General features: G+C 43.9%; 23 protein-coding genes and 1 pseudogene. 6 read left to right on the top strand and 18 right to left on the bottom strand.

All coding sequences use genetic code 11. The features are described from left to right. Positions 1–10: 10 nt before the first annotated feature. Positions 11–583: a nucleotidyltransferase family protein gene (locus tag HTH_RS09705; RefSeq protein WP_232500471.1), complete on the top strand. Its 573-nt coding sequence runs from the start codon at positions 11–13 to the stop codon at positions 581–583. Here the strand turns inward: HTH_RS09705 and HTH_RS01940 are convergent. The 18 genes and pseudogenes from HTH_RS01940 to HTH_RS02015 all read right to left on the bottom strand — a co-directional run bounded on the left by HTH_RS01940 (position 545) and on the right by HTH_RS02015 (position 15,561). Further along, positions 545–1,120, bottom strand: a complete 576-nt coding sequence (locus HTH_RS01940) for a CoxG family protein (RefSeq protein WP_012963032.1) — start codon at positions 1,118–1,120, stop codon at positions 545–547. The genes HTH_RS09705 and HTH_RS01940 overlap by 39 nt on opposite strands. Next, entirely contained in the window at positions 1,092–2,069 is a 978-nt protein-coding gene (locus HTH_RS01945) for an XdhC family protein (protein WP_012963033.1), read from the bottom strand. The genes HTH_RS01940 and HTH_RS01945 overlap by 29 nt, the downstream gene beginning before the upstream one ends. A gap of 2 nt (positions 2,070–2,071) precedes the next feature. Further along, positions 2,072–2,929, bottom strand: coding sequence for an FAD binding domain-containing protein (locus HTH_RS01950; protein ID WP_012963034.1), 858 nt, complete (start codon positions 2,927–2,929; stop codon positions 2,072–2,074). A 3-nt stretch (positions 2,930–2,932) separates the two neighbouring features. Further along, a complete protein-coding gene (locus HTH_RS01955) occupies positions 2,933–5,278 on the bottom strand; it encodes a xanthine dehydrogenase family protein molybdopterin-binding subunit (protein ID WP_012963035.1) in 2,346 nt (781 codons plus the stop codon). A gap of 13 nt (positions 5,279–5,291) precedes the next feature. Continuing rightward, a complete protein-coding gene (locus tag HTH_RS01960) occupies positions 5,292–5,768 on the bottom strand; it encodes a (2Fe-2S)-binding protein (protein ID WP_012963036.1) in 477 nt (158 codons plus the stop codon). 199 nt (positions 5,769–5,967) lie between these two features. After that, complete coding sequence (locus tag HTH_RS01965; protein ID WP_012963037.1) at positions 5,968–8,010, bottom strand: TonB-dependent receptor family protein; 2,043 nt, start codon at positions 8,008–8,010, stop codon at positions 5,968–5,970. A gap of 22 nt (positions 8,011–8,032) precedes the next feature. Continuing rightward, positions 8,033–8,863 (bottom strand): transporter substrate-binding domain-containing protein, encoded by an 831-nt coding sequence (locus tag HTH_RS01970; RefSeq protein ID WP_012963038.1) that lies wholly within the window; start codon positions 8,861–8,863, stop codon positions 8,033–8,035. A 31-nt stretch (positions 8,864–8,894) separates the two neighbouring features. After that, positions 8,895–9,878 carry a beta-propeller fold lactonase family protein gene (locus tag HTH_RS01975; RefSeq protein ID WP_012963039.1) on the bottom strand — a complete coding sequence of 328 codons (984 nt, stop codon included), beginning with the start codon at positions 9,876–9,878 and terminating at the stop codon, positions 8,895–8,897. Between the two features lie 86 nt (positions 9,879–9,964). Further along, positions 9,965–11,836, bottom strand: coding sequence for a methanol/ethanol family PQQ-dependent dehydrogenase (locus HTH_RS01980; protein ID WP_012963040.1), 1,872 nt, complete (start codon positions 11,834–11,836; stop codon positions 9,965–9,967). A 135-nt stretch (positions 11,837–11,971) separates the two neighbouring features. Further along, positions 11,972–12,376, bottom strand: a complete 405-nt coding sequence (locus tag HTH_RS01985) for a hypothetical protein (protein WP_012963041.1) — start codon at positions 12,374–12,376, stop codon at positions 11,972–11,974. 169 nt (positions 12,377–12,545) lie between these two features. Next, positions 12,546–12,689, bottom strand: coding sequence for a hypothetical protein (locus HTH_RS09865; protein ID WP_014462553.1), 144 nt, complete (start codon positions 12,687–12,689; stop codon positions 12,546–12,548). Then, a complete protein-coding gene (locus HTH_RS01990) occupies positions 12,686–12,946 on the bottom strand; it encodes a hypothetical protein (protein WP_012963043.1) in 261 nt (86 codons plus the stop codon). Before HTH_RS01990 ends, HTH_RS09865 begins: the two co-directional genes overlap by 4 nt. 54 nt (positions 12,947–13,000) lie before the next feature. Continuing rightward, positions 13,001–14,086: pseudogene (locus tag HTH_RS01995) on the bottom strand (heavy metal translocating P-type ATPase); the annotation flags it as partial. A 13-nt stretch (positions 14,087–14,099) separates the two neighbouring features. After that, positions 14,100–14,303, bottom strand: coding sequence for a hypothetical protein (locus HTH_RS02000; protein WP_041309787.1), 204 nt, complete (start codon positions 14,301–14,303; stop codon positions 14,100–14,102). Then, positions 14,282–14,452, bottom strand: a complete 171-nt coding sequence (locus tag HTH_RS09810; protein WP_158298088.1) for a hypothetical protein — start codon at positions 14,450–14,452, stop codon at positions 14,282–14,284. The genes HTH_RS02000 and HTH_RS09810 overlap by 22 nt, the downstream gene beginning before the upstream one ends. A 12-nt stretch (positions 14,453–14,464) precedes the next feature. After that, entirely contained in the window at positions 14,465–15,025 is a 561-nt protein-coding gene (locus HTH_RS02005; protein ID WP_041309788.1) for a hypothetical protein, read from the bottom strand. A gap of 13 nt (positions 15,026–15,038) precedes the next feature. Further along, the gene (locus tag HTH_RS02010; RefSeq protein WP_012963044.1) at positions 15,039–15,353 is read right to left on the bottom strand and encodes a hypothetical protein; all 315 of its coding nucleotides are present in this window, start codon (positions 15,351–15,353) and stop codon (positions 15,039–15,041) included. A gap of 10 nt (positions 15,354–15,363) precedes the next feature. Further along, entirely contained in the window at positions 15,364–15,561 is a 198-nt protein-coding gene (locus HTH_RS02015) for a hypothetical protein (protein WP_014462554.1), read from the bottom strand. A 180-nt stretch (positions 15,562–15,741) separates the two neighbouring features. On the opposite strand from HTH_RS02015, the gene HTH_RS02020 reads away from it, so the two are divergent. Genes HTH_RS02020 through HTH_RS02040 form a run of 5 tightly spaced genes read left to right on the top strand, consistent with a single transcriptional unit; the run spans position 15,742 to position 20,031 of the window. Beyond that, positions 15,742–16,917 (top strand): amino acid ABC transporter substrate-binding protein, encoded by a 1,176-nt coding sequence (locus HTH_RS02020; protein WP_012963046.1) that lies wholly within the window; start codon positions 15,742–15,744, stop codon positions 16,915–16,917. After that, positions 16,908–17,771 carry a branched-chain amino acid ABC transporter permease gene (locus HTH_RS02025; protein ID WP_012963047.1) on the top strand — a complete coding sequence of 288 codons (864 nt, stop codon included), beginning with the start codon at positions 16,908–16,910 and terminating at the stop codon, positions 17,769–17,771. Before HTH_RS02020 ends, HTH_RS02025 begins: the two co-directional genes overlap by 10 nt. Further along, positions 17,764–18,639 carry a branched-chain amino acid ABC transporter permease gene (locus tag HTH_RS02030; protein WP_012963048.1) on the top strand — a complete coding sequence of 292 codons (876 nt, stop codon included), beginning with the start codon at positions 17,764–17,766 and terminating at the stop codon, positions 18,637–18,639. Before HTH_RS02025 ends, HTH_RS02030 begins: the two co-directional genes overlap by 8 nt. After that, positions 18,624–19,343 (top strand): ABC transporter ATP-binding protein, encoded by a 720-nt coding sequence (locus tag HTH_RS02035; protein ID WP_012963049.1) that lies wholly within the window; start codon positions 18,624–18,626, stop codon positions 19,341–19,343. The genes HTH_RS02030 and HTH_RS02035 overlap by 16 nt, the downstream gene beginning before the upstream one ends. Then, the gene (locus HTH_RS02040) at positions 19,312–20,031 is read left to right on the top strand and encodes an ABC transporter ATP-binding protein (protein WP_014462556.1); all 720 of its coding nucleotides are present in this window, start codon (positions 19,312–19,314) and stop codon (positions 20,029–20,031) included. The genes HTH_RS02035 and HTH_RS02040 overlap by 32 nt, the downstream gene beginning before the upstream one ends. Positions 20,032–20,094: the final 63 nt, after the last annotated feature.

Below are 20,094 nucleotides of genomic sequence, written 5' to 3' on the forward strand. Positions count from 1 at the left end.
AGGTTTTTTCATACTTGCCGCAGGAAAGTGTGAAAGGTTTGGTGCCCCAAAATTTCTCTTTCCTTACGGAGGTATACCACTACTCAAGAAGCTTTTTCAGGAATGTTTACTTGTAAATCCAGAATACACATACATAATAACAGGGACTTATCACAGAGCTGTTGCTTCAAAAATAGATGAAGAAAGACTCATATACAATCCGGACCATGCCGAAGGTATGGCTTCTTCTCTGAGATTGGTATCAAAGATATCTGCGCAGCTTGGACTTGACGCTGTGGTGATAATTCTCTCTGACCAGCCCTTTGTAAATCATCACATGTTTGAAGAACTCATTAGATGCCACATTGAAGGCTATGAGGTAATCTCTTTTGAGAAAGCGGGAGAACCATGCCCACCTTCCCTCTTTGGGAAGAGTTACTACAAAAAACTTATAAGTCTAAAGGGAGACATAGGAGCGAAAAAGATAATAAAGGAGGCGGTGAGGAAGAAGATCATAAAGGGTTATGACCACCTCCTTGAAGACTTTGATAACATCTGGGAATATCTACGCCTTGCCTCCAAAGATCCTCCTGAAGGGGGATAGAAGCCATGCAAGGAATGCCTTCAATATGAGGTTCAAAGCGTTAACTTTCACTGGTTCAGGTGGCATTTTTTTTTCTTCACTTTGTTCAGCCTCAAGATAGCTCTTAGCACACTGAGAGAATTGGGCAAAATACTGCTTTGCCACCTGCTCAAACATACCTCTACCATACTGAAGGATCTTTCCAGATATATCAACAGTTGCTATCACAGACACTTTCAGAACGTCACCTTCCTCCTTTAGTGTAGCTTCTATGTTAGCCTTTGCTCTTCCTGCTCCTCCCTTTTCTTTACCCTCCCCCGAAAGTACCATGAGACCTTGTGCCTCATCTAACTTCTCATACTTCATATTCCCTACAAAGTTAAGCGATACTGCCCCAAGCTTGAGCTTGACACTTGCTTCAAAGGAACCGTCTTCCTTTATTTCTCTTATCTCCGCACCAGGTATGCACGGCACTATAAACTCAGGATTGGAAAAAAACTTCCAAGCTTCTTTGAAATCTGCTTTCGTCTCAAAGGATTCCTTGACTACCAATTCCATGCGTAACCTCCTGCTTTACTTTTCTCAAACTCTCCCCCGTCTTCCCCCAATAAACTTTTAGTATCTCTGCCATTATGCTAAAGGCAACTTCTTCAGGCGTAAAGCTACCGAGATCAAGTCCCGCAGGGCAGTAAACCCTATCATCAAGGTCAAGACCTTCTGAGAGCTTTAAGAATCTCTTTCTTGAGCTTACGACACCTATGTATGAAGCTTCTGACATGAGAGCTTGCTTTAAGGAAAGTCTATCCGCTTTAAGGTTGTGATTTGCAACTATAACAAAGCTTCCTTTCGCCATCTTCACCTTTTCGGAAGGTTCGTGTAAAAAGACTTCAAAGCCAAGTATCTGCGCAATTTCACGAAAGTGGTGAGCTTCCTCGCCACCTCCAAAGATGTGCACAGGCGGATACCGTAAAAGAGTATCAAAAAATATATCTCCTTTCAGATATGGTCTTACGCCATACTCCTTGATCATGGCTTTGGCTTCCTCTTCAGCAACAAGCAGACTTCCGACAATTGATCTTTCCGTAACCAAAAGTTTTTCGCTGGAAAAGAGTTTTTTTGCTAATACGAACTTTTCTCCAGTGATGAGAGCATCTACCCATGCATCCATAACCTCGTCAAAGTGTAGCGGCTCTATATATATATCCACCTCACCGGGACAGCCCAACCACATACCCCACGAACTCTCCTCTTCCATATTTATCCTCTCAAGCACCGAGTAGTTGCTATTTATTACTTCAAGTGCCGTATCCAAGAGACCTTTCTCAAGGCATCCACCTGATATACTGCATATCTCCTCACCTTCCTCAGTGACCAAAAACTTAGCTCCTTCCTTTCTATAAGATGAACCTCTTACGCTAACTATAGTAAGAAGGGCGCAACGAACGCCCCTCTTTTTGCAATCCAATATGCCTTCCGCCAAGAGTTTGGCTTCTTTCCAGGTCTGCACCTTTATACCCCCAAAGCACTTCTTGCAACTCTTACAAAAAGAGCTTTAGCAAGGCTTCGTCTGTAATCCGCATCCGCATAGTAGTCTCCTATTATATCCTGACCTTCACCAACAAGTTCGGAAGCTCTTTTAAGGGTATCAAGACTTACATCCTTTCCTGCAAGAAGGTTCTCCACCCTTGTATCCCTGTATGGCACAGTGACAAAGCCTCCAAAAGCAACCCTCGCACCTTCTATCTTTCCATCTCTTAAAGAGAACTTTACTGCACAATTTACTATGGCAAAACCCGTTGCAGGGTGACCTATCTTCATGTAAGCTGCTCTTTCGTTGTTTTTTATAACAGGCACTCTAACTTCTACCAAAAGTTCATCGGGTTCCAAGGCGGTAGTAAATGTACCCACAAAAAAGTTATCCGCTGGTATTTCCCTGCTTCCCTTTGAACCTCTTGCGACCATAGTGGCTCCTAATGCAAGCATTGTTGGTGGATAGTCAGCGCTTGGGTCTGCGTGAGAAAGAGAACCCGCAATAGTTCCCATATTCCTTACCTGCACATCCGCTATCTCACTGGCACATGCTGATAAAACGGGAACTTTCTCTTTTATAAGGCTTGACTTCTCCACCTCTCTGTGTGTTGTGAGACCTCCTATCCATATCTGTCCACCCTCTTCCTTTATGTACCTAAGCTCCTGCAATCTACCTATGTCTATGATTTTTGAGTATCTGGCAAATCTTAATTTGAGCATAGGGATAAGGCTTTGCCCTCCAGCCAATACCTTAGCTTCATCTCCAAACTTCTTAACAAGCTCTAATGCCTCGTCCAAAGTATTAGCTCTATAGTACTCAAAAGATACAGGTATCATGGTTCACACCTCCAACTTATTTATAGCTCTCCATATCCTTGATGGTGTATAAGGACCATCAAGGTGCTTAACCCCAAAAGGCTTTATAGCGTCTATTATGGCGTTGGCAACTGCTATCTGTCCTGCGATAGCTCCCTCCTCACCAATCCCCTTAGCGCCAAGGGGATTTGCAGGACTTGGAGTTTCAGTAAAGTAGGTTTCCATTTTTGGAATCAGATGAGCTTTGGGAAGGGCATACTCGTTGAAGGAACCGGTAAGAAGCTGTCCGTCTTCCGTATAGACTATATTCTCATACATGGCATGACCTATACCGTGTACTATGCCCCCCTGTATCTGAGCTTCTGCGAGTAGAGGATTTATTATTCTGCCAGCATCGTCAACAGCAACATACTTGAGAAACTTTACTTCACCGGTATCAGGCATGACCTCCACCACACAGCAGTGGATGCCAAAGGGGAATGTAAAGTTAGGCGGATCAAAAAAGGCTTCTGCCTCTAATCCAGGTTCAACGCCTGGAGGTAAGTTCCAAGCCACATTAGCTTGAAGAGCAACATCTTGAATGCTTACCTTCTTGGAAGGGTCCGTCTTAAGGTAATAAATGCCTTCGCTGAACTCTACATCTTCTGGCCTTGTACCAAGCATGTGTGCAGCTATGAGCCTTCCCTTTTCCCTCACCTTCTCTGCTGCTTTGTACACTGCCGAACCACCTGTAGATGTACCTCTGCTTCCATAAGTCCCCCATCCCATAGGAATCATGTCTGTATCTCCGTGAAGCACCTCTATGGCATCCACGGGAACACCGAGTACATCCGCCACTATCTGAGCATAGGTTGTATCCCCTCCTTGACCGTGGGAGTGTGCCCCAGAAAGAACGGTTACTTTACCTGTAGGATGTACCCTGACTACCGCACTTTCCCACTGCCCAGCCTGTAGTCCTACCGCTCCTACAACCGGTGATGGTGCAAAACCACATATGTCTATGCTTGAAACTATACCTATTCCTATGTATCTTCCCTCCTCCCTTGCCTTCTTTTGCATATCTCTGAGAGCTTTATAGTCAACTACCTCCTCAAACTTCTTTAAAACCTTACCAAAATCAATAGAGTCGTAAGAAAGCCCCGTCACTGTCTGCACATTTTCACCTGCTGGGAGATAATTTTTCTTCCTAAGTTCAAGTGGGTCCATGCCAAGTTCGTCTGCAACAAGATCCATCATCCTCTCAAGCAGGAATATGGCCTCGGGTCTGCCTGCACCCCTATCAGCATCCAAAAGCATGGTGTTGGTAAAAACTCCGTGCATGACATAATCAAAGGCTTCTATCCTGTACGGACCTGGCAGTATAAGACCGTGAAGGACTGTAGCAACACCGGGAGCAACAGTTCCTAAGTAAGCTCCCATGTTGGCATAGCTCTTTCCTCTTATACCCAACACCCTTCCATCATTCTTTACCGCAAACTCCAGCTCTGCGAGGAAATCCCTACCATGTAAAGATGCAACAAAATGCTCGCTTCTTGTTTCTACCCATTTGACAGGCCTCTTGAGAAGTATAGAAGCATAAGAAACTACTAATTCTTCGTTGTATATGTCTATCTTCGCACCGAAACCACCACCCACATCTGGAGCTATAACCCTTATCTTGTGCTCAGGTATACCAAGAACTACAGCAAGATAGAATCTATGTATGTGAGGATTTTGAGATGTTACCCAAAGTGTTAATCTACCTGTAGCTGGATTATAGTCCGCTATACAAGCCCTTGGTTCCATGGGAACTGGCGCAGCTCTATTTATGTATATCCTCTGTTTTACTATCCTGTCTGCCTCGGAAAAGACTCTTTCCACATCTCCGCTTTTTACATGCCACCTGAGAGCTATGTTTCCTGGTGCTTCCTCATGTACAAGCGGAGCACCTTCCTGTATAGCCTTTTCAACACTTGCTACAGCAGGAAGTTCTTCATATTCAACTTCAACAAGTTCTGCAGCATCAAAGGCTCTTTCTCTGCTATCAGCGATAACAAGGGCAACAGGCTCACCTACATACCTTACCTTATCCACCGCAAGTAACGGCCTTGAAGAGACCTCAGCACTCACTTGATTACTGTTAGGTACTATCCACGCGGTGAAGTTCTTCCCCACCTTATCCTTTATATCTTGCCCAGTAATTACCGCTATAACCCCTTCTGCCTTTTTTGCCTCCTCCGTATTTATGCTCTTTATCCTACCATGAGCCACCTGAGACCTCACGAAAACTGCATAAGCCATTCGCGGCAGTTTTATATCCTCCACATACTGCCCCAATCCCCTGATTAATCTGTCATCCTCAAACCTTCTGAGCGGTTGTCCTATTACCATGGCTACACCTCCTTTATTTAGTTACTGCGCTTTTTTCTTTGGCATACAATATAGCTTTAACTATGTTTTGGTATCCAGTGCATCTGCAGAGATTCCCCTTTAGGAGTTTTCTAACTTTATCTTCGTCAAGCTCCTCCTCCGTCTCAAGTATATCACAGGATACCATCATCATACCCGGAGTGCAAAAGCCACATTGTAGACCGTGCTCCTCCTTGAAGCCCTCTTGTATGGGATGGAGTTCCGAGTCCGAGGCAAGTCCTTCAACTGTGATGATCTCTGCACCGTCCGCTTGAAGAGCTAACACGGTACATGATTTTACAGCCTTACCGTTCATGAGAACGGTACACGCCCCGCAACTGCTCGTATCGCATCCTATGTGCGTTCCAGTCAGGTTAAGTATTTCTCTTATAGCATAAACAAGCAGTGTTCGAGGCTCCACCTCTAAGGTATGAGATACCCCATTGACAGTGAGACTTACCCTCTCTTTCATGATTGCACACCTCCTTCTAAGAGATAAAGGTAACTTACCTTAAAGAATTATATTCCCGGAATATATCTCTGTCAAGTAGAAAAATTTTTTTTCTTGATTAGAGCATTTAATACCAAAAAGTAAGCTAAAAGAAGGAATAAAAACATAACAATATTCTTATAAATAGATAAAAACTAGGATTTTTTTCAAGAAAAATGTGTTAAAAACTCAATGCCATACCTACATAGTAATTTCTGCCTGGACCTGGTTCGTAATACCTTCCCCCTGTTGCATTTGGTACAACTGAGGTTACATACTTTTTGTCAAATAGGTTCTCAATTCTGAAGAAAGCATCCAGATTGTGACCAAAAATATTAAATTTGTAAGAACTTTTTAGGTTTACTATTGTATAGCTGTCTGCGCTTGCCGTATTGCTGTTATCTGCCCAGATCTTATCTGCATACTTCACATCAATGGAAGCTACCAAGTTCTTTGTAGGCTTCCAGCCGAGCTCATAAAAGAAAGTGTGCCTCGGGATGCCGGGGACCCTCCTACCTGACTTATTTAGACCATCCGTATCTATAAAGTCTTTAAAGGTAGCTTCCATGTAAGTATATGATAGCGTAGTGTAGAGATTAAAGGGTAGCTCGTGCGTTAAGTAGAGCTCAACACCTTTTCTTTCCGTTTTACCAGCATTTACATAGTAGTTAGTACCCGGAAAGAGCTGCTTTGGTATAAGCTCGTCGGAGGTTTTCACCAAGAAGATGGCAGTGTCTAAATATGTTCCCTGGCCCAAGAGTGTTTTTATGCCTGCTTCGTAGTTGTAAAACTTGGAAGCTTTAAGATTCTGGTTAAGCCCTCCCGGACCTGAGGGTGAATTTATAAGCTCTATGAGGGTAGGTGTTATAAACCCTCTACCTACACCTGTGTAGAGGTTTACCCTTTGTATGGGTTTGTAGCTAAGTGTCAAAGCCCAGCTTGTAAACTGGAAGTTCCTTTCACTTGACACAAAGAGTGCAGAAGGGGATAGCCTGTTATAATCTGCGCTAAAGTTCACCTTTGAATACCTTGCACCTCCATTAAGCTGTAGACTTTTCGTGATATCAAGGCTCACAAGTGCATAAAGTCCCAAGTTCTTCACATCGCTGTTTTGAGTATATTGAAGGTTCCCCTTATTCCCGCTGGCGTTTTGGAAATTGTTTCTATCTTCCTTCATAAAATCTGTATCTATACCCAGTGTCGTTTCTATTCTCCTATCCGCAACCTTGAACTTGCTGAGCCAGTTAAAACCAACACCATAGTAATCCCTTCCAAAGTCGTTCACTATGACCGGGGTATATCCTGTAAAATCCCTGTGCCCCAGGTAACCAGTAACCTTAAAGGAGTGATTTTGTACAAGCTCGTGCTGGTAAAGAAATCCTATCTCCCTATTTTGTATAATTTCCCTTGCATCATTTGCTTTGTAAATGGGAGATGCCTGCTTGGGATCTTTCTCAAATTCTGCTTTGGTGAGAGCACCTGGGTCTTTGGCAAAGGGTTCGTCAAAGAGGTGTAAGAATAAAGTAAGAGAAGACCTATCCGTAACTTCTACCATTGTCTTGAGGTTTGCATAATTTCTTCTGGCGGAACTGTGATCACGGAAACCAGTAGTGTAAAGGGTTGTAAGCCCAAACATGTAATTAAGCCTTTCTACTTGTCCACCCAACCGCAGGTTCTCTTTATGAAAGCCATAACTTCCACCAGATATTTTAAGTTGTGCGGAGATGGGTTTCAATCCACCATCTTCGCTTTCAAAGTATATTACACTACCTGCGGAGTTACCGTAAAGGACAGCGAGAGGACCTTTAAGAACCTCCACATGCTTTATAAAACTCATGTCAAGTTTGTCTATATCACCCTGACCATCTGCCATGGTGAGAGGCACCCCATCCCAGAAGAGCTTCATTTCTCTGACGCCAAACTGTGTCCTTGCACCAAAACCCCTTATTATTATCTTGGCATCCTGAGCGAAGTTTCTCCCTCTGTCTTGGGCATAAACACCAGATATACGGGATAGGACATCAGCAGGTTGAAGGTTTGGAAGAGCTGTTTGAATGTTTTCTTTTTCCACAGTACCGGCAGAAGTGGAAAGTTCAAACAGAGGTTTTTCAGTTCTTGTAGCAGTTATAACTATCGGTGGGACCTCCATATCTTGTGCAAGTGAAGAGCCAGAAGATACGGTTAGAGACAATAAGATAGTATACCACACCCATACCCTCTTCATGGCACGCCTCCTTTTTATGCGATTATGGGTTTATTACACAGTTATCACATGGTAATAAAGGTACATTGTTACTTACAAGAAGGCTCTTTATAGCTTCCTTCTGTTCTAAGATAGCCTTTTCCACATATTCCTTCATAAGTGTATCACCTTTCCTCACTCCTATTGCTACTTTATAGTCGAGCCTTACATCACTTTGAGACTTCGGATTAGGAAGTATCATCTTGAGTTTACCGTTATACTCTTTTACAAAGTAACCAGCGATTGGACCCCACAGTACAGCCACATCTATCTTTTTGTCAAGCAGGTCTTTTATTATTTGAAGGTTAGGGTTATCATCCGGTCTGTTAAAAGAATCGTAAAAGCTGTTGTAACCTACATAATTGGTAATACCCTCGTCTTTAAGGTAGAAGAAAGCAGGATTGTTCACTATACCCCCTATTTTTAATCTGCTTAGTATGGGATCATCTATACCCTTTATATCAAAACCGCTATCGCTTCTATAAACAAGCACATAGGTGGACCTGAAGAGGGGTTTGGTGTTCAATGTAAGTTCATATCCAGCTGGCACACCTACCACAAAGTGACAAGCCTTTTCTACAAGAGTATGTCTTATAAAACCCATCTGCATGGGAAAAAAGTACCGCCCTATCTTTTGCCCATAATAGCTTGCTATGAGTTCCTCTATTTTATTGTATATACCCCTACCTTGCATATCAAAGAGGGGGATAAGTCCCGGATCACTGCACGCGGTAAGTTCCTTGGGCGCAGGTCTGGCTATTAAAGGGATAAGCAGAGGAAGCAGAATAATAAACTTACCTAACACTCTCCATGGCAACCTGTAATTTTTTCTCATGGAAAATAATATAATGCGCCAGAACTGTAGGTCAAGGGGTATCTATGCTTCCCCACGCTCTGGGAAAAGCTACCGCACCCCAAGGTTTACCTAAACCACTAAATGTCTTTATGACGTGAAAGCCATTTACATCAAAAATTAGCACGTTCTGTGAATTTCCACATGGAACCACAAGCTTTGTATAATCCGAAGAATAAGTAAAGTGCCAGCATCTTTTACCAGTTTCTACGGATGATTTTTTAGTTAATGTTTTGGAGTCAAAGATATCAAGCTTCCCGGCTCTAAAGGATGCAACGATTATTTCTGAACCATCAGGGCTGAAAGTTACACCATAGGGACCTGCATCCGTTTTTACCGATCTAATAACCTTAAAGTTATTATCAAGTAAAAGCAGGCCATTAGAATTTTCAAATGTTACAGCATAATACTTTCCATCTGGAGAGGATACAATACCACGAGGTCTATCACCGTAAGATTTTAGATCTACATCCCTGAGCTTCTTTTTGGTATCAAGGTCATAAACGGATATGCTGTTTTCACCCTCATTGGTAACTAATAAATATCTACCTTCTTTTGAAAAAGCCATACCTTCGCTCTCTTTACCCCCTTCAAATCTAAAGGCTTCCTTCCAATTCTTAGTATCTATTGCAACTATGTACGCCTTCTCTACTTTTCCGGTCTCTTCGTATGTCACAAAGAGTAAATCCCTTTTGGGATGCACCTTTACGAACTCAGGGTTCTCACCGAGAGGTACCTCTCTTACCACTTTCCAGCTTTCTGTAGATACGACTAAGAGCTTCCCAAGCTTCTTGGAAGCTACAGCCAGGTACTTACCATCCTTGGTAACTCCTACGCCTCTTATCCCCATACCCTTTAGCTCAATGTGTTTTATAAGTTCAAGCTTATCAGTATCTATAGCATAAATTCCTTGTTCCTCATCACTGACAAAAACATAAGATGCCATCGCTTCAAGATATATAAAAAAACTTAGGAAGAGAGCAAAAAAGTAACGCATATCAAACCTCCTTATAGATTGTTATATTTACAAATAAATCTATCCAAAATAAAAGGGGCAGCACAATGGCTGCCCTTGTGGATACATCACTCAAGAGAGAATACGTAGAGAACTCCGCTCATAGTAGCCTGTCTGTAAAGGTCAAGTTCGAGAGAGAGATTGGTAGCACCCAAACCACCGTAAGGGTCATTGGGGTCAAGATTTGCAGTGACGGGAAGGCCTGCCCAACCACCTATACCAGAATATACTGCTATATATTGCTTTCCGTTCACCTCAAAGGAAATGGGATTACCTATAATGCCCGAGCCAAGCTTCTTAGACCAGAGCACTTTACAAGTCTTTAGGTCAAAAGCTCTAAACCACCCATCCATAGTTCCGTAGAACCCAACACCACCTTTGGTAACAAGTACACCACTCCAAGTTGGATACTTCTCATCTATGTAGCACTTTATTTCACCTTTTGCGGGGTCCCACGCTATTATTCTGCCATAATGTCCGGGCGTTTTGGAAAGCCCGTGCACGGAAGACTTGTGCTCGTAAAACTTCATAAGGACATTGGCACCAACATAAGGAGCACCTTCCGTATACTTGGTTTCCGCAGGCTCATAATCCATACACCACTGGTTGGTAGGCACATACACAAGCCCTGTTTCTGGGCTGTAAGCGGCGGGTTGCTGGTCCTTACCACCCATGGCAGAAGGACAAACATCCTTCTTGTTATCCCCTGGTTTCCAAGGTGATTTGGTGGGGTCTTTTGTAACTTTAAAGGTGTGTCCATCTCTGGCGTGTCTCTCATCCCAGCTCTTAGCCCAGTTTACATAAACAAAGGGTTTTGCGTATATAAGCTCTCCAGTAGCTCTATTAAGTAGAAAGGCAAAGCCGTTTCTGTCAAAGTGTATGAGAGCAGGTACCTTTTTGCTACCTACATTAACATCAAGCAGTATAGATTCGTTTACGCCGTCATAGTCCCACTGATCGAAAGGTGTCATTTGGAATGCCCACACAAGCTCACCAGTATCTGCATCGCGAGCTATTATGGATGTGGACCATTTGTTATCGTACCTTCCACTCTGACACTCTTCCCAACTTGCACTGCACCTGATGTAAGGGTTCCATGTGCCAGGATTGCTTGTACCGTAGTATACCAGATTTAACTTTGGGTCATAGGAGAACCAACCCCAAACTGTGGCTCCTCCTATCTTCCACTGATCTCCTTGCCAAGTATTTACACCAAGACCTTTATAGCTTGCAGGTGTTCTTGAACCATAGCACATGTCCTGATCAGGACCTTGGTTGTAGCATAGCCAAACGCGCCTTCCCGAGTTAAGGTCATATGCCGCTACCCTTCCCCTTACGCCAAACTCACCACCGGAGATCCCTACTATTACCTTATCCTTTGCAACTATCGGAGCCATGGTGATGGTTTCACCCTTGTAAGGGTCAGCATGCTTTACCTTCCAAAGCTCCTTACCTGTTTTGGCATCAAGGGCTATGACATGACCGTCAAGGGTATTCATCACTATCTTACCGTCCGCATAAGATATACCCCTCATCACCGTATCGCAGCAAGCTACAGCAACAGCCCTATCATCCTGCTGTGGAACATACTTCCAAAGAATCTTGTAATCGTTGCCCTTGCTTATGTCCAGAGCGTAGACTATGTTGGGGTAAGCCGTCTGCACATACATGGTGTTGCCTATCACGAGGGGTTGACCTTCGTGTCCCCTAAGCACACCCGTAGAAAAGCTCCACGCCAGATCTAGGTTTTTCACATTGTGAGTATTTATCTGGCTGAGAGGGGAGTACCTTGTTAAGTGGTAATCTCTCCCCGGCGCCGGCCAAAGACCGGCTTTCTTTGAAAGCTCCTCAACCTGTGGGTTGGCAATAGACAGCCCAACCCAGGAAACAGCAGATAAGATGAGGAGGAAAAGCAGCCTGTGATACGCCCTCCGCTTCATGGAAGCACCTCCTACAAAGAATTTAAAAACTACTATTTATATATAACAAACTATAAAAACTTTGTCAAGAGTTTTATCCATTTTTTTGCATTAAGAATATAACAAAAACCCAAAATTAAATCTATAATAACATTCTTATAAAGTTAAAAATCTCTCCTTTGGCTCTATTATAAAGATGCACTTGCTCTCTTCTTGCCCATCAAATTGCGGATTTCCAAAGGTGTGGAGACTGCCCCAGCAAGGGTAGCACAGAGGATGTTCCAAAGGTTTTTTGTTTATTGATAGCTTCTCAAAGAGGCAAACTACTTTGAGTTTACTTCCGTCCGCTTCTGTGCTGTGTTGCAGATTTAAATTTTTACCTACAAATATCATTATAGGCACAAGGGTACTTATTCCGAAGAATCTCTCCAGAACCTCTAAGGCAAAGGCTATTTTCTCAGTGTCTTTGCCCTCCACTTGCTGGGCAAATTTTCTGAACATTTTGCTAACACCTTCACCTGCTATAGACCTTATGAGCATTTCCACATCATCCACTTTCATTTTCTGAGCCTCCGCATATCCTAAAAATAGTTGCCTTTCGTTAAGGTTCCGTTAAAAAGAAACTTAACGAAAACTTAACAATTGTTGGGTAAAATTAGCTGTATGAAGGCAAGGATAGAAAACATCATAGAAAGGCTTGAGAGAGAAAAAAGCTACTACAGGCGTTGCCTTAAGAAGGTTGGCTCATGTAGGCAACCACCTTATAAACCGCCCTCTTTCTGCCGTCAACCTCTATCTTTGCTTCTTCTACGGATAGAGATATAACGTGGAGCGTATTTAAGTATCTTCCACTGCGTGTCCTTATAAAGTTCATTCTTCCTTTTTCTCCTCCTCAGATTTGAGAGCTCTTTTGGCACCCTCTGCTGAATACTTTATGAGTTTGAGAGCTTTCTCTGCTATCTCCGTGGTGCTTTTTACTATGTCTTTGCTTACTTCCATAACCTTTTGAAAGGCTTCTGCCGGAAGGTCCTTGATGCTTCTCTCTTCTTCCGCTACGGTCATCTTCTTTTTGAGTTCCTCAAGTTCCTGCTTGATCTTTTCAAGTTCCTGAGCAAGCTCCTTCTTCTCCATGTTTATCACCTCCTTTTAGGTTTTTTTGTAGCATAAATGCCCAAAAGCAAAGTGCTACCGTTGTTTATAAGAGTAGACAAGGCTTGGACCTGCAAGCCCAGAAACAGCGCCCATCAGTCCTACGGTGTTAAAAAGGGTGTTTAATGCGTAGATGTTTCTCAGTTTGCTTAGTGTCTTGTGCGCTATGTCTATAACATCCACCAGATGCCACAGGCTGTCTCCTATTACTATGTCTGCCACCTCTATTGCTATATCTGTGCCACTCCTGAGGGATATGCCCACATTTGCAACGGAGAGTGCCGGAGAGTCGTTTACTCCATAACCTACAAAGGCTACCACTCTCCCCTCCTGCTGGAGCCTCTGCACCAGCTGTGCCTTCTCTGCGGGAAAAACTCTGGCATAGTACTCATCTATGCCCAGCATCTGCGCCATATACTTTGCCACACCTTCGTTATCACCTGTGCAGAGGACCACCCTTTTATCCATCTTTTTCAACTGTGCCACCACATCCTTTGCCTCTTCTCTGATGGGGTCTCTGAAGGTCAGCAGTCCTACGATGGTTTTTTCCCTTACCAGATAAAGCACCGATTTGGCTTCCGAGTGGAACTTATCTACCAGCTGTCTGATCTCCTGCCCTATCTTTATTTTCTTCTTCTGCATAAAGCGCGTGCTACCAAGCATAAACCTGATACCTTCTAGCTCACCTTCTATTCCCATACCTATGTGGTACTGGGAGTTTTCCCTTGGTATAAGTTCCATACCATTGCTCTGGGCAAGCTTCACCATAGCCTTAGCCACCGGATGGATTATCCTCTGGTCTAAAGAAGCCGCATAGAGAAGCACTTTCTCCTCAGGCAGTTCAATCCCTACTACATCCTCTATGGAGGGACTTCCTACCGTCAGCGTGCCCGTCTTGTCAAGCACAAAGGTGTCCGTTCTGGAAAGTGTCTCCAGTTTGCTTCCGCTCTTTATTAAGATGCCAAAGCTGGAGGCATGAGCAACCGCTGAAAGCACAGCAAGAGGAGTCGTCAGATAAACACCTGTGTGATAGTCTATGATAAGGGTTGAAGAAAGCCTGCTGAGCTGACCTGTGGAAAGGTAAGACCCGAGAGCAAGAGACACCGTAGGAAGCACGAAACGGTTTGCAAACTCTTCAGCTCGCCTCTATCCTGGCTATCTTGGCAATGGTGGTGTTTTCTCCTGCGCTTTCTACCCTTACGTAAATCTTCCCGTCCTCCAAGTATGTACCTGCATAAACCTTGTCCCCTTTCTTTTTATGCACCGGATTGGACTCGCCGGTTAAGGAAGCCTGATTGATGAGAGCTTCACCCTCTTCTACAGAGCCATCCGCAGGCACTTTTCACCTGCGTAAACCACCACCAGGTCCCCCTCTTTCAGGTCCATTGCCTTCACTCTTATAGCCTGACCGTTTCCGGTCACTAACCAGGCGCTGTCCTCCCTGTAAGAGAAAAGCTTTTCTATCTGAGAGTAGGCTTTCTTCTCCACTCTTTCTGCCAGCTAATCACCTAAAGCCAGCAGAAACACCATTGTGTGAGCAGAAAGCGGGTTTCCCGTCAGAGAAGCCAGCACTACCGCAGAAGAATCTAAAAAGTGTACATCCAGCTTCTTACTCCTTAAGAACCTTAGAAACTTTTCAAAGAGAGGTTTTGCGCATATAAGCGTAAGTCCAGCAAGTGCATAGTTGGGGATAACACCTCTAAGGAGGTAAGGAATAAAACCAAAGGAGGTTATGGCAAGCCATCTTGACGAGCTTTCTCTGGCAGGTTGCGACACTTTCTCTTTTGATATGTCTTCCAGAAGTATCTCCCTTTTGGTGTTTTCCAGCGTGTTGATAAACTCAATAAGGTCAAAGTCTTCTGGATTGTACTCGATGACCAGTCTACCAGCCCTTTTGTAGTATCTTACCTTTTTGACACCTGTGAACCTGGAAAAGTAGGTATCTTCCATCCTTTTCCTCTCTCTAGACCTTTCAAGCATGTAAAGAGCAACAATGCCAAGACCAAAACCAAGAGCGAAGCTAAAGGGACCGCTACATAAAATCCTTCCCAGCATATTCATACTCTTTACCCCCTTAAAGTCTATCTTTTATCCTCTGGAGTATCTCCTGTTGCTTTTGAAGCACCTCAAGTTTTTTCTCCACTTCAAGCCTGTAAAGGTGCCTTGCCTCGGAAAACACATCTTCCCAGAACTCCTTACCCTCTTCCAAGTTACCCGTTAGCCACTGTTGAAAGGCTATAACCTCTTTGGTGGCAGAAACTAAGATAGGTCTTGAATCCCGCAGAAGCTTGCTCAAAATCACAAGACCCGCCAACGCACCAAAACCATACAGCATAGCATTGGTGGAAATACATCCACCCAAGGTGTTGGGAATATTAATGTTTAGCATCCTTACCTCCTTAAAGTTTTGTTTTTACATAAGGCACCAGAAACATACTGCATACACCGAAAGTTATAAGACCTGCAACGCTTCCTAACATAGCCATGTTTAAACGCTTAGCCTCCCTGCGTATCTTTATTTGGTTTATAAAGTACTCTGCGAAGCTTCTCTTGTTGTAAATCACAAGAAGAGTCTTAGTGTTTTCTTTACCCTCCAAATCCTATACTCCCTCCATTTCCCTTATCCCACGCATAAAAAGGTCTCTCTCTTCCCTTGTAGAAAAGTACAGCCTTGCCCTTCCTTCGCTCACGGATATGTACTCAATCATCTGCCTTCAGTTTATTGAAAAATTGTTAAGTTTTTGTTAAGAAGGTTCTTGGAGGTTAAAATTATACTTATGAAGGTGTTGTTGGCGATCCTTTTGGTGCTTGTGAGTCTCTCTTTCCCACAGGATGTTATAAAGTTCGGTGCAGCCATATCACTTACTGGTAAGCTTGCCAAAGAGGGTCAGCTACTCAAGCAAGGCTATGAGCTTTGGAAGGAAAGGGTCAACGCACTGGGAGGTATAAAAGTGGGAGGAAAGCACTATAAGGTGGATGTAGTGTATTACGACGACCAGAGCGACCCTGTAACTTCTGCGAGGCTCGTAGAGAGGCTTATAGTAGAAGATGGCATCAAGTTTATTCTTGGACCGTACGGGAGCGCTCAGGTTTTTTCTTCTGCACCCATAGTGGAGAAGTATGGGGCTATTATGGTACAGGCTGGCGGTGCCTCCTCCGACATATATCAGAAGGGATACAGAAATGTTTTTGGTCTTTACACCGTTGCACCCAATTACGGAAGGGACCTTGTTGAGCTTGCTACCAACTTAGACAGAGGTGCAAAAAGGATAGCCATAATATACGAAAAGGACATATTTTCACAGGATGCGGCTGAAGGTGCTTTAGAGCATGCCAGAAGAAAGGGTCTTAATGTGGTGCTTTATGAGGGTTATCCCAAACAGGTGCAAGATCTGTCCAGTCTCATGCAAAAGTTAAGGCTTTTAAAACCTGATATAGTAATAGGTTCAGGGCATTTTCAGGATGCTGTCTTAATGGTAAAGCAGTTAAAACAGTTTAGGATAAATCCAAGATTTTTGGGGCTTACTGTAGGTCCAGCACTGCCTGCTTTTGCTGAGGCTCTTGGGGAGGATGCGGAGGGCATATTTGGACCAGTCCAGTGGAGTACGGCGCTCAATTACAGAGATCCGTTATTCGGGAACAACCGTGAGTTTGTGAAGCTTTATAGAGAGCGGTTTGGTTCAGACCCGGAGTACCATGTGGCAGGTGCAGTTGCGGCAGGTATAGTATTCCAGAAGGCCATTGAGAAGGCAGGAAGTGTTGAAGTAGACAAGGTTAGAAATGCTCTCAGGAAGCTGAAGGTGGAAACCCTCTTTGGAGTGATAGGCTTTGACGATACGGGTAAAGTGGTCACAAAACCTATGGCAGTTATTCAGATACAAAGAGGTAGGCAGGTAACTGTTTATCCCTTTGAAGAAGCCAAACCCATATATCCCAAACCCCAATGGAGATAGTTTTCCAGCTCCTTCTTGATGCCTTGCTCCTTGCAGGCTTTTACAGTATGCTTTCCTCTGGCTTTTCCCTCATGTGGGGAGTGACAGGCATAATCAACTTAGCTTATGGCTCTTTTGTGCTTTTGGGAGCTTACTTGCTTTACACACTTTATCTTTCAGGTGTGGGTCTTTTAACTGCTTTTTTTATAGTGCTTGCAGTCGGTTTGCTTAGCGGTGCTGTGCTTGAAATGTTCTTTTTCAACAAACTGATGAATTACGAACCCTTTACATTACTTGTGCTTACCTTTGGGCTTGATATACTTCTTACCAACTTCCTTAACCTCCTCTTTAAGGCGGATATAAGGTCCTTATCGGTAAAAGGCTTGGAGGGATCTCTTCTTCTTGGTGACTTTATTGTTCCTTACAATAAGCTCTCAGTGTTCCTTCTCTCTTCTTTGGTCATATCAGCTTTGCAGTTTTACCTTAAGTTTTCATGGACGGGCAAAGCCATAAGGGCTATTTCGGCTGATCCTATAGGTGCGCAGCTTTGTGGTATAAACCCCAAAAGGGTCTATACAGTGAGCACATCTTTGGCTACAGCTCTTGCTATGATCTCAGGGGGCTTTTATGCCTTCCTTCAGGGTTTTACTCCTTTTGATTCTGAGAGCATAACCTTAAGAGCTTTCTTCGTTTGCGTTGTGGGAGGTTTGGGAAGCACTCATGGTCTGCTGGCGGGTAGTTTTATACTTGCCTCTTCCGAAGTCTTCTCCGGTTTTTACTTAGGTGAAGGGTGGAAAACGGCGGTATCCCTGCTTATTCTAGTGTTTTTCCTTATATTCAGACCTCGCGGCCTTATTGGGATAAAGTATGCTTAAGCTGTTTATCTTGGTTATAGCAGGTGCTGTTTTCCCTTTACTTGCAGACCCTTACTGGCTTCGTGTAGCAAGTTCTGCTTTGCTACTTTCCTCTCTTGCTTACTCTCACAACCTCTTCTTTCACTTTCTTGGGTATCCTACCTTTGGAGGCGTTGCCTTCTTCGGTATAGGGGCTTATACCTTTTCCCTCCTCTTCTCCCACAACTTACCTATTTATGCATCCCTGCCATTTGCAGGGATCCTCTCCTCCCTCTTTGCCATACCCCTTTTGCCCGTAGTTCTGAGATTAAAAAGCCATTACTTTGCTATAGGTACATTAGCTTTGCAGATCACGCTTATGGAGGTGGCTGAAAACCTCAGCATAACTGGCGGTACAAAAGGCTATGCCCTAAAAGTTTCAGAGAGTAGCAACTTAATTGCCTTTTACCTCTTTCTGTTGCTTACTGTCATACTGCTAATTTACTGTGCCTTTCTGGAAAGGTCCATTTTAGGGAAGACCCTTAAAGCTATAAAGGAGGATGAAGAGGCAGCCCAAATCTTGGGTATAAACCCCACGCCTTACAAAATGCTGATGCTCATCTCCATGACCTTCTCCTTGGGTCTTTTGGGGGGTACTTTTTCCATCTGGAGTGCGTACATTGATGCACCCACCGTCTTTAGCCCGGTGCTTTCAGTAAAGACTTTCTTTATTCTCATCCTTTCCATGAGGGCTCCCATCCTTGGACCTCTCCTCTGGTCAATCCTCTTTGAGCTTATTTTTGAGCTAATGTGGAGCAGTTTTCCACAGGTACACGGACTGCTCTTGGGTATTGCTATAATCCTCCTTATATTGATATTCCCGAAGGGTGTCTTATGGAAAGGCTCTTAGAGGTTATTGATGTGAGAAAGTCCTTTGGTGGTAATAGAGTGCTGGAAGGTGTATCCTTCAGCGTTAAAGGGGGTGAAATCCTTGGAATTATAGGTCCCAACGGGTCTGGCAAAACCACGCTTCTTAATGTGATCTCTGGCTTAATAAGGCAAGACAGTGGAAAGATCCTTTTAATGGGTAAGGATATAAGTGACGCAAAACCCCATGTGAGGGCAAGGCTCGGCATGGGAAGAACCTTTCAGAATCCGAGAGCCTTCCCATCTCTTATTGTACTGGAGTGCCTCAAGATAGCACAGCTACACTCGGGAAGGGATGTGCAGATAGATGAGCTTTTAAAGAAAACAGGTCTGTATGAACTCCAGGGCAGGGCTTCCGATAAGTTGTCTCTGGCTCAAAGAAAGAGGCTTGAGCTTGCCAAGGCTCTGGCTATAAAACCTAAGGTCCTTTTGCTTGACGAGATCTTTGCTGGACTAAATCCAGCTTCTATTGGGGAGGTATCCCATCTGATAAAACAGCTCAAGGATGAAGGATTGGGTATAGTTATTGTGGAGCACGTTTTAAGCGCTCTTGTTCCCCTCGCGGATAGACTGCTCGTACTGGCAGGTGGGCGGGTCATATACGATGGGGACAAGTACGAAGCTTTTCGTGATGAAAAGGTAAGGAGGGCATATCTTGGAGAGAGATACTCTTCTCTTGGAGTGTGATGGTATAAACTGCGGGTACAAAGATGCGCAGGTACTTTACCATGTGCGTATAACGGTGAAGGAGGGAGAGGCGGTTGTTGTGTTTGGCTCCAACGGCTCAGGGAAGACCACACTTCTAAAGGTGCTGAGCGGTATTATAAAGCCCTGGAGTGGAATTGTAAGATTCCGTGGCAGGGATATAACAAAACTCAGCCCTCACGATAGGGTAAAGCTGGGCATTGCCTTCGCAAGCGATACAAGAAACCTCTTTTTGAGTATGAGCGTGGAGGAGAACTTAATACTGGGGGCTTACACAAGAAAGAAAAATGTCAAAGAAGGACTTGAAATGGTATATCACTACTTTCCTGACCTTGCTTCCCAAAGGAAAAAATTGGCAGGTGAGCTTTCGGGTGGTTTTCAGAGAATGCTCTCCATAGGAAGAGCCATCATGTCTAAGCCTCTACTTCTTATGATTGACGAGCTGTCTTTAGGACTTTCGCCCAAGATGGTGGACAAGTTAGGGCAAGCTCTGATGTCTATAAACAGGGAAAGAGGCATAGCCATGCTCGTAGTAGAACAGGAAGTTTATCTTGCGGGTAGCATGTGTAGAAGGGGTTATGTGTTTGATCTTGGAAGGGTCGTTGCTCAAGGAGATGTCCAAAAACTCCTTAAAGAGGATACCGTCAGAAGGATTTATATGGGTGTTTAAGCCTTTGCAACTAACATCTGGCGAGCCTTTATGTGCTTGGGAGGTTTGCTTTATACAATCTGA

The organism is Hydrogenobacter thermophilus TK-6, assembly GCF_000010785.1.
GTDB classification, from domain to species: Bacteria; Aquificota; Aquificia; order Aquificales; family Aquificaceae; genus Hydrogenobacter; species Hydrogenobacter thermophilus.